This is a genomic window from Aeromonas sp. Y318-3 (genome assembly GCF_027706185.1).
Taxonomy (GTDB): domain Bacteria; phylum Pseudomonadota; class Gammaproteobacteria; order Enterobacterales; family Aeromonadaceae; genus Aeromonas; species Aeromonas veronii.
Genome location: NZ_JAPDCN010000016.1, coordinates 71,832 through 85,882, shown reverse-complemented (window position 1 = coordinate 85,882; position 14,051 = coordinate 71,832). Strand labels below are relative to the sequence as shown.

Sequence of the window (14,051 nt, the reverse complement as noted above, 5' to 3'; positions counted from 1 at the left end):
GGGCCCATCCAATGAGCGTGAAAAAGGCATTATCACCACATGGCCAAACTCTTCTTTGCCCTGCCCGTCAAGGAGCTCGCCCCCGAGCTCATCGCCTGGCGCGATCAGCAGCCCTGGCCCGGTCAGCCGGTGCCGCAAGCCAACCTCCACCTGACCCTGGCATTTCTGGGTGAGGCTGACGAGTTGACCACCCACCGCCTGATCGCCGCCGTAGAGCGTCAGCACTGTCCGCCGCTCTCCATCAGGCTGGATGAGACCGGCTGGTTCAGCCGGGCCAAGGCCGCCTGGATTGGCCCGAAGGAGTGGCCCAACGAGCTGACCGTGCTGGCGAAGGCGCTGCGCCGCCACGGCGAGAAGTTGCGCCTTGGCAATGGCGAGCAGGGTTATCGCCCCCATGTCACCCTGTCGCGCAAGGCGGATGAGGCTCCGGCCATCCTGCCTGCCCCAAATTTTCTGCTGCAGGCCGATGAGTTCTGCCTCTATCAATCCATCTCGACCCCGGACGGGGTGCGCTACGAGCCGCTTGCCTGCTGGCCGCTGCGCGCCCGGGTAAAAGAAGACGCGTGGAGGGCTAACCCGTGATTTTTGATCCCCCCCTGCAATCGGGCCAGCTGGTGGCCCGCTACAAGCGCTTTCTGACCGATGTGCAACTCGATAACGGCGAGGTCATTACTATCCACTGCGCCAATACCGGTGCCATGACCGGTTGTGCCGATCCGGGCACCCGGGTCTGGTACTCCACCTCCGATAACCCCAAGCGCAAGCTGTCCAACAGCTGGGAGATCGCCGAAAGCCCGGCTGGCCACTTTATCTGCGTCAACACGGCGCGCGCCAACCAGATCGCCCGGGAGTTGATCGAGCAGGAGGCCATCGCTCCGCTGGCGGGTTACAGCCGGTTGCGCACCGAGGTGAAGTATGGCGAAGAGAACAGTCGCATCGATCTGTTGCTGGAAGATGACGAGAAGGGCAATTGTTACATCGAGGTAAAATCGGTCACCCTGCTCGACGAGCGTAAGGAGGCTGGCATGGGCTACTTCCCCGATGCGGTCACCGCCCGTGGTGCCAAGCATTTACGCGAGTTGATGGCGATGAAAGCGGCGGGCCACAGGGCCGTGCTGCTCTTTATGGTGTTGCACTCCGGAATAAGCCGGATGCGCCCTGCAACCCATATAGATCCGCACTATAGTCTGCTAATTGAGCAGGCAATCGCGGCGGGGGTTGAAATTTTATGCTATCGGCCCCATGTTGGGGTGCAAGGCATGGTGGCTCAAGGGTTTATCCCGTTTGAATCTGGTCACCTGTTACCCGAGGGGAGTGCATAAATATTGGAGTGGGTAACATTATTGGTACGGCTCGTTTGCTTACCCGTTACCCTTCTGCTATAGATGTCGCCCTCAATTTATGGATGGCACGGGTAGCGTGCTGAATTAGGAGACAGGGCATGCCAACAGGCGAAAACAGGAAATCTCTGGGCCCCCTGGCCATTGCGGGTGTCGCGCCTTACCAGGAAAAGCCGGGTGAGGAGTACATGAATGACCAACAAAAGGCGCATTTTCGCAAGATCCTGGGTGCCTGGCGCAACCAACTGATGCAGGAAGTTGATCGTACCGTCGACCATATGAAAGACGAGGCTGCCAACTTCCCGGATCCCGTGGATCGTGCCGCGCAAGAAGAAGAGTTCGCTCTTGAACTGCGTACCCGCGACCGTGAACGCAAGCTGATCAAGAAGATCGAGAAGACCTTGCAGCTGCTTGAAGACGATGATTTCGGTTACTGCGAACATTGCGGTATCGAGATCGGTATCCGTCGTCTGGAAGCCCGTCCGACTGCAGACCTCTGTGTCGATTGCAAGACGCTGGCCGAGATCAAGGAAAAACAGATGGCCGGTTGATCCCGACCCTCTGGTATATGAAAAAGGGAGCTCGCGGGCTCCCTTTTTTATTGAGCTTTTGGCGGTCGCGCCCCAGAATGCAGCCTCAATGAATCGCTTACCCGAACAGTCATGCCAGTGAATCCCCCGTCCTCACCCCTTGCGCGCCCCTATGTCGGCCGCTTTGCTCCCTCACCCTCAGGCCCGCTTCATTTCGGTTCGCTGATCGCCGCCCTCGGCAGCTTTTTGCAGGCCAGAGCGCAGCAGGGACGCTGGCTGGTGCGCATCGAAGATATCGATCCGCCGCGGGAGATGGCGGGGGCGCCCGACCTTATTCTCAAAACCCTTGAGGCATATGGTCTCGAGTGGGATGGGGAGGTGATGTTCCAGAGTGCGCGCCACGGCCGTTATGACGAGATCATCGACCAGCTCTATCGGGCGGGGGATCTCTACTGGTGCCGCTGCACCCGGCGCGAAATCATGGCCGCGGGCGGTCTCTACAGCGGCCACTGCCGCACCCTCGGACTTGCGGCCGAAGGTTGCGCCGCCCGGCTGCGCCAGCACCATCCGGTCTACCACTTCGACGATCGCTTGCAGGGCCATATCGCGGTCCCTGCAGCGCTCGCCGAGGAGGATTTCATTATCCGTCGCCGCGACGGGCTCTACGCCTACAACCTGGCAGTAGTGGTGGATGATATGGACAGCGGCATCACCGAGATAGTGCGCGGCGCCGATCTGCTGGAGCCCACGGTGCGCCAGATTGCCCTCTACCAGACCCTGGGTGCACCGGTGCCCGACTGGGTGCATCTGCCGCTGGCGGTGCTGGCAGATGGCAACAAGCTTTCCAAGCAGAACCATGCGCCGGCGCTGGCGCTCGATGAGGTGCGACCGGCCCTGTGGCAGGCGCTGCACTTCCTCGGCCAGTGCCCGCCGCTCGAGCTGATGACGAGCGGGATCGACGAGATCATCGAATGGGGCATCGCTAACTGGCAGCTCGAACGGGTGCCCGCCAGCGAGAAGATCCCGCTCGCGGATTGCTGAGTCGACCAGGTGATTTTTGTTTGATTGAGCGTAAATTGCCGCTGTTGATTGTGATTTTACCGGGATGATCCGTTTCAAACGGGATCAATTGTCAGCACGGTTTTTCATTTGGTTAGGCGTGAGCTATGATAGGCCGCTATTTTTTGGCCTCCCGTCAATTTAGAAGTCATGAAGAGGTGTACCATTTTTTCCCAGATCGCAAACTTTTGCCGCAAGGTGCTCGGCAAGGAAGACGGCGAGCAGTCGGTGGAATCCCCCATTCCAGCCCGTGTCGCCGGTCAACGTCGTACCTTAAGCCGTGATCAGCACCCTATTTCGCGCAAAGAGATCAGCGAGAATGCACTCAAGGTGCTCTATCGCCTGAACAAGGGCGGCTACGAAGCCTACCTGGTCGGCGGCGGAGTCCGGGATCTGCTGCTCGGGAAGACGCCCAAGGATTTCGACATCGCAACCGATGCGACGCCGGAGCAGATCAAGGCGCTGTTCAGCAACTGCCGCCTGATTGGCCGTCGTTTCCGCCTGGCCCACATTGTCTTTGGTCGTGACGTGATCGAAGTGGCCACCTTCCGGGGTCACCACCATCAGGTCAATACCAGCAAACATGTGTCGGCCCAGTCTGATGAAGGCATGCTGCTGCGCGACAACGTCTACGGCACCATCGAAGAGGATGCCGAGCGCCGCGACTTTACCGTCAACGCCCTCTACTACAGCGCCAAAGATTTCACCCTGCACGATTTCGAAGGGGGTCTGGAAGATCTGGCCGAGCGCAAGCTTGAGCTGATCGGCGATCCCGAGACCCGTTATCGTGAAGATCCGGTGCGGATGCTGCGCGCTGTGCGCTTTGCCGCCAAGCTGGATATGACCATCAGCCCGCGTACTGCCGCCCCCATCAAGGAGCTGGCGCCACTGCTGCAAGACATCCCGGCTGCCCGCCTGTTTGAGGAGACCCTCAAGCTGTTCCTGGCTGGCGACGGTCTGGCGACCTACAAGCTGCTGCGCGAGTATGGCCTGTTCCAACAGCTCTTCCCGCAAGTGGCTGCGCTGTTTACCCCGCACGGCAACTCGCCCTACGAACAGTTTATCGAGCAGGCACTGATCGATACCGATACCCGCGTTCGTGAAGATAAACGCGTCACCCCGGCCTTCCTCTACGCCACCCTGCTGTGGGGCTGCGTCGAGGCCCGTGGTCGGGTGCTGGAGAACGAGAGCGGCCTGCCCTGGTATGACGCCTTCATGCTGGCGATCAACGAGGTGCTGGACAATCAGGTGCGGATCATCGCCGTTCCCCGCCGTTTCACCACCGATGTCCGCGACATCTGGGCACTGCAACAGCGGTTAACCCGTCGTCAGGGCAAGCACCCCGAGCGCGCCATGGAGCATCCCAAGTTCCGCGCGGCGTTCGACTTCCTGTTGCTGCGCAACCGGGTCGAGCGCGGTCTCGGCGAGTTGGCCAGCTGGTGGGAGCGCTATGTTGCCTCCAATCCGGATGTGCGCCCGCAACTGCAGCGTGAAGCGACCCGTCGCCCGGCCAGCGGTGAGCGCGGTGAGGCCCGTAGCCACGATGGCGAGAAGCGCAGCAGCAACAGCCGCAACCGTCGTCGCCCCCGTCGCCGCAAACCGAAAGTGGCCGAGTGACAACAGACGTGATGACCGAGGTCTTCATCGCCATTGGTTCCAACCTGTCTGACCCGCTGGGTCAGGCTCGTCGCGCCGTTGCCACCTTGGCAAGGTTGCCGGAATCTGTGCTGGTGGAGGCCTCGTCGTTTTACAGCAGCCGCCCCATGGGGCCTGCTGACCAGCCGGACTACGTCAATGCCGTGGCCCGGCTCAATACCCGGCTCGCGCCCCTTGCGCTGCTGGATCAATTACAAAAAATCGAGCTGGAACAGGGACGTGTGCGCAAAGATGAGCGGTGGGGGCCGAGAACTCTGGATCTCGATCTGCTGCTCTATGGGGATCAGGTGATCAACCATGAGCGCCTGATCGTACCCCACTACGGCATGAAGGAGCGGGAGTTCGTGCTGCTGCCCCTTGCCGAAATTGCGCCTGCTCTGGTGCTGCCCTGCGGCACCCCGCTCGCCCGACTGGTTGCCCGCTGCCCGCACAATGATTTGGCCATCATTGCTCCGCGTGCAGACGTACAGGAGCCTCTATGAGCAAGATCACCACCGCCAGCCTGCTGAAGATGAAGCAGGACGGTCAAAAGTTCACCGCCATCACCGCCTATGATGCCACCTTTGCCAAGCTGTTCGACGACGAGGGGGCCCACGTGCTGCTCATCGGCGATTCGCTGGGCATGGTGCTGCAAGGGGGTCAGGATACCCTGGCGGTCAACATGGATGAGATGGTCTATCACACCCGCTGTGTGGCACGCGGTGCCAGCAAGGCACTGGTGGTCGCCGACATGCCGTTCATGAGCTACGCCACCCCCGAGCAGACTTACCAGAACGCTGCCCGCCTGATGGCGGCCGGTGCCCGCATGGTGAAGATGGAAGGGGGCGACTGGCTCTGTGACTCCATCCGCCACCTTACCCGCAACGGGGTGCCGGTGTGTGGTCACCTCGGTCTCACCCCGCAATCTGTTCATGTCTTTGGCGGCTTCAAGGTGCAGGGGCGTGACGAGTTTCAGGCGCAGGAGATTTACCGCCAGGCCCTCGAACTGCAAGCGGCCGGTATCCAGCTGCTGGTGCTCGAGTGTGTGCCCACTGCGCTGGCCGAGCGCATCACCAAGGCACTGCGCATCCCGGTGATCGGCATTGGTGCCGGCCCCGCGACCGACGGTCAGATTTTGGTTATGCACGATGCCTTTGGCGTCACCTCCGGCTATGTGCCCAAGTTCACCAAGAACTTCCTGGCCGAGACCGGCGATGTGCGTGCCGCCATCCGCCTCTATGTCCAGCAGGTGAGCGAGGGGAGCTTCCCCGGCCCGGAGCACTGCTTCAACTGATCCTGGCGGTTGCATGATGGGGGCTGCGGCCCCCGTCTCTGCTTGTCAGCCTCGCACAGTTAATCCGTATAGCTAATCCGTATCTTATTGATTCATCTAAAGGTGAACTGCTGATAGCCATGTTCGTGCCCCATCCCGCCCGAGCGCTATCTGTGGATGCAACCCGTCTCTCTTTTTGATTTATCGGAAGGTGAACTGCTGATGTTGGTCGTAAATAATCCCGTCGTTCTGCGTGAGCAGATCAGCCAATGGCGCCGTGAAGGGCGTGCCATCGCATTCGTGCCCACCATGGGCAATCTGCATCAGGGCCACCTGACGCTGGTGAAAGAGGCGCACAGCCACGCCGAGAAGGTGGTGGTCAGCATCTTCGTCAACCCGATGCAGTTCGACAAGGCCGAGGATCTTGCCAACTATCCGCGCACTCTGGAGCAAGATTGCGCCGCGCTGGAAGCGGCCGGTGTCGATATGGTGTTCACCCCGACCCCGGAGATCATGTATCCGCAGGGGCTGGCCAGCCAGACCTTCGTCGAGGTGCCGGGTCTCTCCAATCTGCTGGAGGGGGCACTGCGCCCGGGTCACTTCCGCGGGGTCAGCACTGTCGTTACCAAGCTGTTCAATCTGGTACAGCCGGATGTGGCCTGTTTTGGCCAGAAGGATTACCAGCAGCTGGCGCTCATTCGCAAGATGGTGGTCGACATGGCGATGCCCATCGAGATCGTCGGCGTGCCCACCGTGCGGGCCGAAGACGGGCTGGCACTCTCTTCCCGCAACGGCTACCTGACTGCCGCCGAGCGGGCCATCGCCCCCGAGCTGGCGCGCACCATGAACTGGATCGCCGAGCAGATCGAAGCGGGTGACCACCACCTGCCATCCTTGGTGGCGCAGGCCAGCCAACGCCTCGACAATGCCGGTTTTCGTACCGATGCCATCGACATCGTCGATGCTGCCACCCTCGAATCCGCCACTGACGAGAGCGCGCAGCTGGTGATCCTGATGGCCGCTTATCTTGGCAAGGCCCGCCTTATCGACAATCAAGTGGTCACGCTGCAGCAAGCCTGAGCCCGCCACAACCAGGAGGACTCCATGTCCAAGAAGGTTTACTGCATTGCCCAATTCCTGCCCAAACCCGGTCAGGAGCAAGCCCTGTTTCAGGTGCTGCAGGCACTCGAGCCCAACACCCTGCGTGAGGATGGCTGCCTGCAATATCGGGTGACCCGCCACATCGCCAGCCCCTTTGCCGAGGGGGAGAGCTTCCCCATCGTGTTCAACGAGATTTGGCAAGATATGGCGGCTTTCGAAGCCCACTGCCAGCGCGCGGAGATCAAGGCTTTCTTCGAGCGTTACTGTCTGGCGGAAGATGGTTTGGCCGCGAAGTGGAATGTCTGCGTCTATAGCGACGAACCTGAACAGTACGACGCCCCCGTAAAGAAGTAATACCCCCGATTGCCAGCGGACGCCCTCTTGGGCGTCCGCTGCTTTTTCACGCCTGCACTCTCCTGCATCCCGGCGTTTTGTTCTGCGGCCCAGCCCGCATCTCCCTTCGTTTCTATCCACTTTCGGCCTGATGGCCGCTACAGGTACTCATGATGTTTGTCCTGATTGCATCGCTTGTTTTCTGTCTGCTCTGTTTTGCTCTCACCCGGTTGCCTACCGGTTTGCCGCTCTCGCGCAAGGTGCTTGCGGGTCTGCTGCTTGGCGCCCTGTTCGGGCTGGCGCTGCAATTGGGGTGGGGCGCCGATGATGCCGGCGTCCGGCAGACCCTGGAGTGGGTCAATATCGTCGGCGGCGGCTATGTCAGTCTGCTCAAGGTGGTGATGATGCCGCTGGTGTTCACCTCCATCCTCTCCGCCATCAACAAGCTGGAGCAGGCCCAGTCCCTCGGCAAGATCAGCGCCGTGCTGATCGGCTCCATGCTGACCCTGGTGATGATCGCCGGTGTGGTGGGGATGACGGTGACCCATCTGAGTGGTCTCACTGCCGAGGGGCTGCTGAGCCACGGCAGCGACAGCGCTGCGCTGCAACAGAGCATGAGCACCATCGACAGTGCCCAGACTCTGCCGGCCCTGCTGCTTTCGCTGGTGCCCACCAACTTTGCCGCCGATATGGCGGGTAGCCGCGGTCTCTTGGTGATCGGGGTGGTGATCTTTACCGTGCTGGCGGGGGTTGCCCTGCTGCAGTTGAAGGCGGAGCATCCGCAGGCGGGTACTCGCGCCGCCGTGGCCATCGACACCCTGCAACTGTGGGTAATGAAGATGGTGCGGGTGGTGATTGCCCTCACCCCCTATGGCGTGATGGCGCTGATCGCCCGGGTGGTGGCCCACTATCCCCTGAGCGAGATCCTCAGCCTGCTCGGCTTTATTCTGGTCTGCTACGTCGCCATTCTGGCGATGTTTGCGGTGCACATGGTGATCCTGCTGCTGATCGGCCAGAACCCGCTGCACTATTTGCGGGAAGTGTGGTGCGTGCTCACCTTCGCTTTTGTCTCCCGCAGCAGCGCGGCTTCCATCCCGCTCAGCATCGAGACCCAGCAGCGTCTTGGCGTGCCCGCCAGCATCGCCAACTTTGCCGCCTCGTTCGGTGCCAACCTCGGCCAGAACGGCTGCGCCGGTATCTATCCGGCCATGATGGTGGCGATGATTGCCCCCATGCTCGGCATCAACCCGTTTGACCCGCTGTTCCTGCTCACCCTGCTGCCGGTGATTGCGCTGGGCTCCATCGGGGTGGCCGGCGTCGGCGGTGGTGGGACGTTCGCCGCGCTGATCGTGCTCTCCACCCTCAACTTCCCCATCGCGCTGGTGGGGGTGATGATCGCCATCGAGCCACTGGTGGATATGGGCCGCACAGCTCTCAACGTCAATGGCTCCATCATGGCGGCGATGATCACCAAGCGGTTGCTGGGCAAGCAACAGCTGGCCCAAGCGGAGCAGCCGCAGGAACAGGCCGCCAGCTAACCCTGAGTGCCACGTAATATGAAAGAAGCCCGCAGTTGCGGGCTTCTTTCATATCGGCTGTGTTGCCTTGTGGGCAGACGCAGTTACTCGGCAGAGACGGGGTAACCGGCGCCTTTCCAGGCAAAGATGCCGCCCGGCACCCGATAGACCTGCTGATAGCCCTGAGTCACTGCCCAGGCGGCAGCGTTGTGGCTGCGGCCGCACTTGACGAAGCCGCAGTAGATCACCACCGGGCGGGACTTGTCTTCACCCTGCAGCGCCTGGAACTGCTCCGCCGTGCCGCTTCCCTCGACGATCTCGCTCCAGTTGTCACCGGCCTTGGCCTCCTTCACGAAGACAAAGTTCTTGGCGCCCGGGATGTGCTCTTTCTTGTAGGAGTCCTCATAGGGCATGGTGTCGATGATCACCAGCTCCTCGCCCTTGTCCATCCGGGTCTTCAGCTCGGCCACGGTCAGCAGCTGATAGCCCCCTTGCTGTGTCTCTTGCGCCAGCTGCACCGCCGACTGCTCCAGCTTCACCTCCTGCTCGAACTGGTTGTCGCCACAGCCCGTGAGGGCAAAGCTGGCGGCGATCAGCGAGGCCAGCAGGGTGCGGGATCGCAATGTCATCATGTCACTACTCCTTTGGAACGGGAAAAACGGGGCGGGAAGTTCGCAGCAGGGCGCCCGCAAGCGTCAGTAGCAGCAGATCCCGCACAATAGCCTCCGGCAATGAGCTGAGGTCAGCCCTGCCTAGACAGCCGCAAGAGATGTCGAGCCCGATGGCAACGCCATAGCCCAACACCGGAATAAACAGGGCGAGCAGCCCGATCACCAGCCACAGTCCCCAGCGCCGGTTGGCGATGACTGCAAGCCCGGCGCAGAGCTCCAGCGCGATCAGCCCCCAGGCCACTGGCGGGATCAGTGACGGCCAGATCAGCCCGAAGGCCGCGATCTGTTCGACAAACAGGGCGGGGGAGACCAGCTTGAACCCGGCGGAGGCGAGGAAGAATCCTCCCAGAGCCAGATTGGCCAGCATGCGCAGATAAACAACCATGGGATAGCTCTTTATCATCCATGACTCCGACTGCCAGCCACAGGCGTTTGCTTCGCCATGTCCGGGCTATCGGCCGGATAGCGGGCCAGCTCCTGATAGTCGCCGTCCGCTTCGCAGCGAAAGACGGCGGCGGTTTCACCGCTTTGGCACCACTGTGACCACTCGTCTGGCGGGCAGTGGAGGCGAATGGCGAGGCCACAGCCAGCACTGAGCAGGCGCGGCACGTCGCAGACCCGAAACGACTGGTCGTGCTGCTCCAGCCGCTTGCGTAGTCTGACCGTGCCGAGGGTAGAGTGGAACAGGTAGAGAAACTCCTGATTCATGATTTGCCTCCCGTGCTGGCGCGCGCGCCGAACAGGGCGGCACCCAGCGCACCGGCAAACTGGGCATCCGGGTGGGTGGCCACTTCGCAGCCCAACCCTTCGGCCAGATAGTGGCGGAAGGTGGCGCAGTGGCTGACACCGCCGGTAAAGAGTACGCTCGGTCGGGCGCCGAGGCGGTCGATAAAGTTGGCGCTGCGCCGGGCCATGGAGCGGACGATACCGGCCAGGATTGACTCGGCCGGAATGCCCGCCGAGCGCAGGCTGATAGCCTCCGATTCGGCAAACACGGTACACATGCTGCTGATGTCGTGGGGCTCGGCCTCTTGCAGCAGTTCGTCAAGCTGCTCGACCCGAGCTCCCAGAGTGCGGGTGATCACCTCGAGAAAGCGACCGGTGCCGGCGGCGCACTTGTCGTTCATCAGAAAATCGGTGAGGTTGCCGTCGCTATCGAGCTGGATCACCTTGCTGTCCTGCCCGCCGATGTCGATGACGGTGTGTACCGACGAGCAGAGCAGGCGAGCCCCCAGCCCATGGCAGGAGATCTCGGTAACCCGGCGATCGGCGAACGACGCCAGATCCCGGCCATAGCCGGTCAGGGTCAGGTGGGGGCGCTCTGGCAAATCGGCCGAGAGCTCCTCCCAGCCTTGCTCGATGGCAGCCAGCGGACGAAAGGGGGTCGGCACCAGAAAACGGCGGACGATACGTCCGCCATCCCGGCTGTCGAACAGGATCCCCTTGGTCGCGGTGGAGCCCGAGTCAATCCCGATGGAGAGTGACACGGCGCCTCCTTACAGCATCTCGATAAAGGCGGCCAGCCGGGTGGCCAGCTGTCCCTTGTCGGCGCTGGAGTAGTCGGTCTCCACCGCCATGTAGGGGATGCCGTGGCGATCGCGCACATGGCGCTTGATGGCGAGCGACTCCACCGCATAGGTGTGACAGGCCTGCAGGATCACGTCGATCACCCCGTCTGCCTGATACTCCTCCACCATCTGGCTCAGCAGATTCATGCGCTGGTGATTGGGGGAGATGCAGGAGCAGCCGATGGCCAGATACTTGTCGGTCAGCGCATCGAACAGGTCACCCTCCTCGCTGACGCACTGCTCGGTCGCCTTGGCGCCGGTGCAATTCTCGTAACCCACCACCCAGCCACCGTGCTCCTCGATGAGGCGCACCACCTTGTCAGCTGCGCCGCCGATGGGGCAGCCGGTGATGAGGATGCGCGGACGGGCATCGAGCCGCTTGCCGTCGGCATACTCGGCCTTGATGCGGCGGGTCATCTCCTGCAGCTCGCTGATGAGCTGCTCCTTATCGAAGCGGAAGGGGGCGCCATAGACCACCTTGAGGATGTCGGTGCCGCTCAGCGCTGGCGGGTTGAGCTGACCCAGCCGGTAGAAGTCAGCCAGTGCGCGGCGCTCGCGGTTCTTCAGCGCGATGGCGTCGCGCAGCGCCTGCTCGCTGATGGGCTTACCAAACTGCTGCTCCAGCAGCTCCTTGAAGCGGACAATCTCGCTGCGCCACAGGGTGCGGGAGGCCTCGTCATCGGCGCGGTTGGGCAGCTGCATCACGTGCACCGGTTTGAACTCGGCCATGTACTCGTACATCTTCTTCTTGCCGTCGCAGGTGGTTTCCCCCACCACCAGATCGGAGAAGTAGAAGTAGGGGCACTTGTCGGTCTTGCCGAACCCGTAGCTGCTCTTGATGAGCGGGCAGAGGTTGCGGGGCAGATCTTTCTCGGCCTCTTCGATGGTCTCGTCGCTGGTGGAGCAGAGCGATACCACCACTGCGCCGGCAGCCATCGCCACCTCCTGCGGCATAAAGGTGCAGTAGGTGCCGACCAGGGGGATCTGTCGCTCCTTGAGTGCCATCACAGCCAGAAAGCCCTGACGACGGGCATCTGAAAAACTATCGAAAATGGCTGGCAACTCGGTGATAAGTGACATAGGCGATCCTGCCCTGATGAGAGAAATGAAGAGACAGATGCTCCATCAATGACGGCACATCCAACCGCGAGAATTATACCTTTGGGGGTAATTCGAAAATTGCGGTGGATCACAAGGTGTCAGGTAAAGCCTTAATAACAGGCAGGTTATTGCGAAGGGGGCTGGCAGGTTTAAGGGGCTACAGGGGGAATAAAAAAAGGGCACCGCGAGGTGCCCGTTCTGGTCATCAGTGGCGCAGACCGGTGCCGCGCGAGATAAGCCACCAGGCCAGACCGTAGAGAGCCACGATGAAGCCGATGATGATGAGGTAGGCGGTGCCGAGCGGCACGTCGGAGATACCGAGGAAACCGTAACGGAACGCGTTCACCATGTAGATGATGGGGTTCACCTGGGAGACCCCCTGCCAGAAGGGGGGCAGCAGGCTGATGGAGTAGAACACTCCACCCAGATAGGTGAGCGGGGTCAGCACGAAGGTGGGGATGATGCTGATGTCGTCGAAGGTCTTGGCAAACACCGCGTTGATAAGGCCACCCAGCGAGAAGAGGATCGCGGTGAGCAGCACGGTCACGCAGACGCTGAACAGATGGTGGATCTGCAGCGGCACGAAGAACAGCGATACCAGGGTGACGATGAGGCCTACACAGAGGCCGCGTGCCACGCCTCCGCCCACGTAACCGGCGATGATGACGTAGTTGGGCACCGGCGCCACCAGCATCTCCTCGATATTGCGCTGGAACTTGGCGCTGAAGAAGGAGGAGGCGACGTTGGAGTAGGAGTTGGTGATCACCGACATCATGATGAGGCCGGGCACGATGAACTCCATGTAGGTGAAGCCACCCATGTCACCGATGCGCGAACCGATCAGGTTGCCGAAGATGACGAAGTAGAGGCTCATGGTGATGGCCGGTGGCACCAGGGTCTGGATCCAGATCCGGGTAAAGCGGCTCACCTCCTTGGCCAGAATGCTCTTGAAGGCGATGTAATAGATGGCCAGATTCATGCTTTTCTCCCCTCTTCGACCAGATTGACGAACAGCTCTTCCAGCCGGTTGGCTTTGTTTCGCATGCTCACGACCTGCACCTGCTGGTTCGACAACTGCTCGAACAGGCTGTTGAGTGACTGGCTCTTGTCGAGATCCACCTCAAGGGTGCGTTCATCCGACATGCGGCCGTTGAACTCCGGCACCTCGGGTACGGCAGAACCTGGCGCAAGGTCGAGCAGGAAGGTCTCGCGACCCAGCTTGCCCAGCAGGTTTTTCATGCTGGTGTTCTCGATCAGACGACCCTTGTCGATGATGCCGATGTTGCGGCAGAGCATCTCCGCCTCTTCCAGATAGTGGGTAGTGAGAATGATGGTGACACCCTGCTCGTTGAGATCCTTGAGGAAGGTCCACATGGAGCGGCGGATCTCGATATCGACCCCGGCGGTCGGTTCATCGAGGATCAGCAGCTTGGGCTCGTGCATCAGGGCGCGGGCGATCATCAGGCGACGCTTCATGCCGCCTGAGAGAGTGCGGGCAGGCATGTCGCGCTTCTCCCACAGATCGAGCTGGCGCAGGTACTTCTCGGCGCGGATCTTGGCTTCCGCCTTGGGCACGCCGTAGAAACCGGCCTGATGGGTGACAATCTGGATCACCTTCTCGAACTGGCTGAAGTTGAACTCCTGCGGCACCAGCCCGAGCTGAGCCTTGGCCTGTTCCAGATCGCTGTCGATGTCGTAGCCAAACACCTTCACCTTGCCGGCGCTCTTGTTCACCAGCGAGCTGATGACGCCGATGGTGGTGGACTTGCCCGCGCCGTTTGGGCCGAGCAGGGCGAAGAAATCCCCCTGCCTGACGGTAAGATCGATGCCTTTAAGGGCTTCGACGCCCCCCTGATAGGTCTTTTTCAGGCCGCTGATTTCCAGTGCGTTCATTGCAACCTCTGTGATGGTTGAATCCGGCTC

At 61.2% G+C, this 14,051-nt stretch carries 17 protein-coding genes; 10 read left to right on the top strand and 7 right to left on the bottom strand.

What is annotated here, in order from left to right:
• Positions 1 to 39 precede the first annotated feature (39 nt).
• The 10 genes from thpR (at position 40) to OKB77_RS19190 (ending at position 8,809) form a co-directional block, all read left to right on the top strand.
• On the top strand, positions 40 to 582 hold the full coding sequence (thpR, locus tag OKB77_RS19235) for an RNA 2',3'-cyclic phosphodiesterase (RefSeq protein ID WP_123172379.1): 543 nt from the start codon (positions 40 to 42) through the stop codon (positions 580 to 582).
• Entirely contained in the window at positions 579 to 1,322 is a 744-nt protein-coding gene (sfsA, locus tag OKB77_RS19230; protein ID WP_123172380.1) for a DNA/RNA nuclease SfsA, read from the top strand. The genes thpR and sfsA overlap by 4 nt, the downstream gene beginning before the upstream one ends.
• 119 nt (positions 1,323 to 1,441) lie before the next feature.
• Positions 1,442 to 1,891: an RNA polymerase-binding protein DksA gene (gene dksA, locus OKB77_RS19225; RefSeq protein ID WP_005335644.1), complete on the top strand. Its 450-nt coding sequence runs from the start codon at positions 1,442 to 1,444 to the stop codon at positions 1,889 to 1,891.
• 111 nt (positions 1,892 to 2,002) lie between these two features.
• Entirely contained in the window at positions 2,003 to 2,911 is a 909-nt protein-coding gene (gene gluQRS / locus OKB77_RS19220; RefSeq protein ID WP_123172381.1) for a tRNA glutamyl-Q(34) synthetase GluQRS, read from the top strand.
• Positions 2,912 to 3,079: 168 nt separating this feature from the next.
• Complete coding sequence (gene pcnB / locus OKB77_RS19215; protein ID WP_005335642.1) at positions 3,080 to 4,546, top strand: polynucleotide adenylyltransferase PcnB; 1,467 nt, start codon at positions 3,080 to 3,082, stop codon at positions 4,544 to 4,546.
• An 11-nt stretch (positions 4,547 to 4,557) separates the two neighbouring features.
• Complete coding sequence (gene folK, locus OKB77_RS19210; RefSeq protein WP_123172382.1) at positions 4,558 to 5,067, top strand: 2-amino-4-hydroxy-6-hydroxymethyldihydropteridine diphosphokinase; 510 nt, start codon at positions 4,558 to 4,560, stop codon at positions 5,065 to 5,067.
• The gene (panB, locus tag OKB77_RS19205; protein WP_042063124.1) at positions 5,064 to 5,858 is read left to right on the top strand and encodes a 3-methyl-2-oxobutanoate hydroxymethyltransferase; all 795 of its coding nucleotides are present in this window, start codon (positions 5,064 to 5,066) and stop codon (positions 5,856 to 5,858) included. Before folK ends, panB begins: the two co-directional genes overlap by 4 nt.
• A gap of 201 nt (positions 5,859 to 6,059) precedes the next feature.
• The gene (panC, locus tag OKB77_RS19200) at positions 6,060 to 6,917 is read left to right on the top strand and encodes a pantoate--beta-alanine ligase (protein WP_270818157.1); all 858 of its coding nucleotides are present in this window, start codon (positions 6,060 to 6,062) and stop codon (positions 6,915 to 6,917) included.
• Positions 6,918 to 6,941: 24 nt separating this feature from the next.
• Complete coding sequence (locus OKB77_RS19195; RefSeq protein ID WP_005354654.1) at positions 6,942 to 7,292, top strand: putative quinol monooxygenase; 351 nt, start codon at positions 6,942 to 6,944, stop codon at positions 7,290 to 7,292.
• A gap of 149 nt (positions 7,293 to 7,441) precedes the next feature.
• Positions 7,442 to 8,809 (top strand): cation:dicarboxylate symporter family transporter, encoded by a 1,368-nt coding sequence (locus OKB77_RS19190; protein WP_270818155.1) that lies wholly within the window; start codon positions 7,442 to 7,444, stop codon positions 8,807 to 8,809.
• Positions 8,810 to 8,892: 83 nt separating this feature from the next.
• Here the strand turns inward: OKB77_RS19190 and OKB77_RS19185 are convergent, their stop codons facing one another.
• The 7 genes from OKB77_RS19185 to OKB77_RS19155 form a co-directional block, all read right to left on the bottom strand.
• A complete protein-coding gene (locus OKB77_RS19185; protein WP_270818154.1) occupies positions 8,893 to 9,420 on the bottom strand; it encodes a rhodanese-like domain-containing protein in 528 nt (175 codons plus the stop codon).
• Between the two features lie 4 nt (positions 9,421 to 9,424).
• The gene (locus OKB77_RS19180; RefSeq protein ID WP_064341707.1) at positions 9,425 to 9,844 is read right to left on the bottom strand and encodes a MauE/DoxX family redox-associated membrane protein; all 420 of its coding nucleotides are present in this window, start codon (positions 9,842 to 9,844) and stop codon (positions 9,425 to 9,427) included.
• A gap of 14 nt (positions 9,845 to 9,858) precedes the next feature.
• The gene (locus tag OKB77_RS19175) at positions 9,859 to 10,167 is read right to left on the bottom strand and encodes a DUF3343 domain-containing protein (protein ID WP_064341708.1); all 309 of its coding nucleotides are present in this window, start codon (positions 10,165 to 10,167) and stop codon (positions 9,859 to 9,861) included.
• Positions 10,164 to 10,946: an acyl-CoA dehydratase activase gene (locus tag OKB77_RS19170; RefSeq protein ID WP_064341709.1), complete on the bottom strand. Its 783-nt coding sequence runs from the start codon at positions 10,944 to 10,946 to the stop codon at positions 10,164 to 10,166. The genes OKB77_RS19175 and OKB77_RS19170 overlap by 4 nt, the downstream gene beginning before the upstream one ends.
• A gap of 9 nt (positions 10,947 to 10,955) precedes the next feature.
• Positions 10,956 to 12,107, bottom strand: a complete 1,152-nt coding sequence (locus tag OKB77_RS19165) for a double-cubane-cluster-containing anaerobic reductase (RefSeq protein ID WP_123172385.1) — start codon at positions 12,105 to 12,107, stop codon at positions 10,956 to 10,958.
• A 226-nt stretch (positions 12,108 to 12,333) separates the two neighbouring features.
• Positions 12,334 to 13,107: an ABC transporter permease gene (locus tag OKB77_RS19160; RefSeq protein WP_123172386.1), complete on the bottom strand. Its 774-nt coding sequence runs from the start codon at positions 13,105 to 13,107 to the stop codon at positions 12,334 to 12,336.
• The gene (locus tag OKB77_RS19155) at positions 13,104 to 14,021 is read right to left on the bottom strand and encodes an ABC transporter ATP-binding protein (protein WP_123172387.1); all 918 of its coding nucleotides are present in this window, start codon (positions 14,019 to 14,021) and stop codon (positions 13,104 to 13,106) included. Before OKB77_RS19155 ends, OKB77_RS19160 begins: the two co-directional genes overlap by 4 nt.
• Positions 14,022 to 14,051 lie beyond the last annotated feature (30 nt).

Bases quoted from the DNA above. Each gene is read 5' to 3' on its own strand.
- OKB77_RS19195 (WP_005354654.1), top strand. From the start codon at position 6,942: ATGTCCAAGAAGGTTTACTGCATTGCCCAATTCCTGCCCAAACCCGGT.
- OKB77_RS19175 (WP_064341708.1), bottom strand. From the start codon at position 10,167: ATGAATCAGGAGTTTCTCTACCTGTTCCACTCTACCCTCGGCACGGTC.
- folK (WP_123172382.1), top strand. From the start codon at position 4,558: ATGACCGAGGTCTTCATCGCCATTGGTTCCAACCTGTCTGACCCGCTG.
- OKB77_RS19155 (WP_123172387.1), bottom strand. From the start codon at position 14,021: ATGAACGCACTGGAAATCAGCGGCCTGAAAAAGACCTATCAGGGGGGC.
- panC (WP_270818157.1), top strand. From the start codon at position 6,060: ATGTTGGTCGTAAATAATCCCGTCGTTCTGCGTGAGCAGATCAGCCAA.
- OKB77_RS19180 (WP_064341707.1), bottom strand. From the start codon at position 9,844: ATGGTTGTTTATCTGCGCATGCTGGCCAATCTGGCTCTGGGAGGATTC.
- OKB77_RS19165 (WP_123172385.1), bottom strand. From the start codon at position 12,107: ATGTCACTTATCACCGAGTTGCCAGCCATTTTCGATAGTTTTTCAGAT.
- thpR (WP_123172379.1), top strand. From the start codon at position 40: ATGGCCAAACTCTTCTTTGCCCTGCCCGTCAAGGAGCTCGCCCCCGAG.
- OKB77_RS19160 (WP_123172386.1), bottom strand. From the start codon at position 13,107: ATGAATCTGGCCATCTATTACATCGCCTTCAAGAGCATTCTGGCCAAG.
- gluQRS (WP_123172381.1), top strand. From the start codon at position 2,003: ATGCCAGTGAATCCCCCGTCCTCACCCCTTGCGCGCCCCTATGTCGGC.
- panB (WP_042063124.1), top strand. From the start codon at position 5,064: ATGAGCAAGATCACCACCGCCAGCCTGCTGAAGATGAAGCAGGACGGT.
- dksA (WP_005335644.1), top strand. From the start codon at position 1,442: ATGCCAACAGGCGAAAACAGGAAATCTCTGGGCCCCCTGGCCATTGCG.
- OKB77_RS19185 (WP_270818154.1), bottom strand. From the start codon at position 9,420: ATGATGACATTGCGATCCCGCACCCTGCTGGCCTCGCTGATCGCCGCC.
- pcnB (WP_005335642.1), top strand. From the start codon at position 3,080: ATGAAGAGGTGTACCATTTTTTCCCAGATCGCAAACTTTTGCCGCAAG.
- OKB77_RS19190 (WP_270818155.1), top strand. From the start codon at position 7,442: ATGATGTTTGTCCTGATTGCATCGCTTGTTTTCTGTCTGCTCTGTTTT.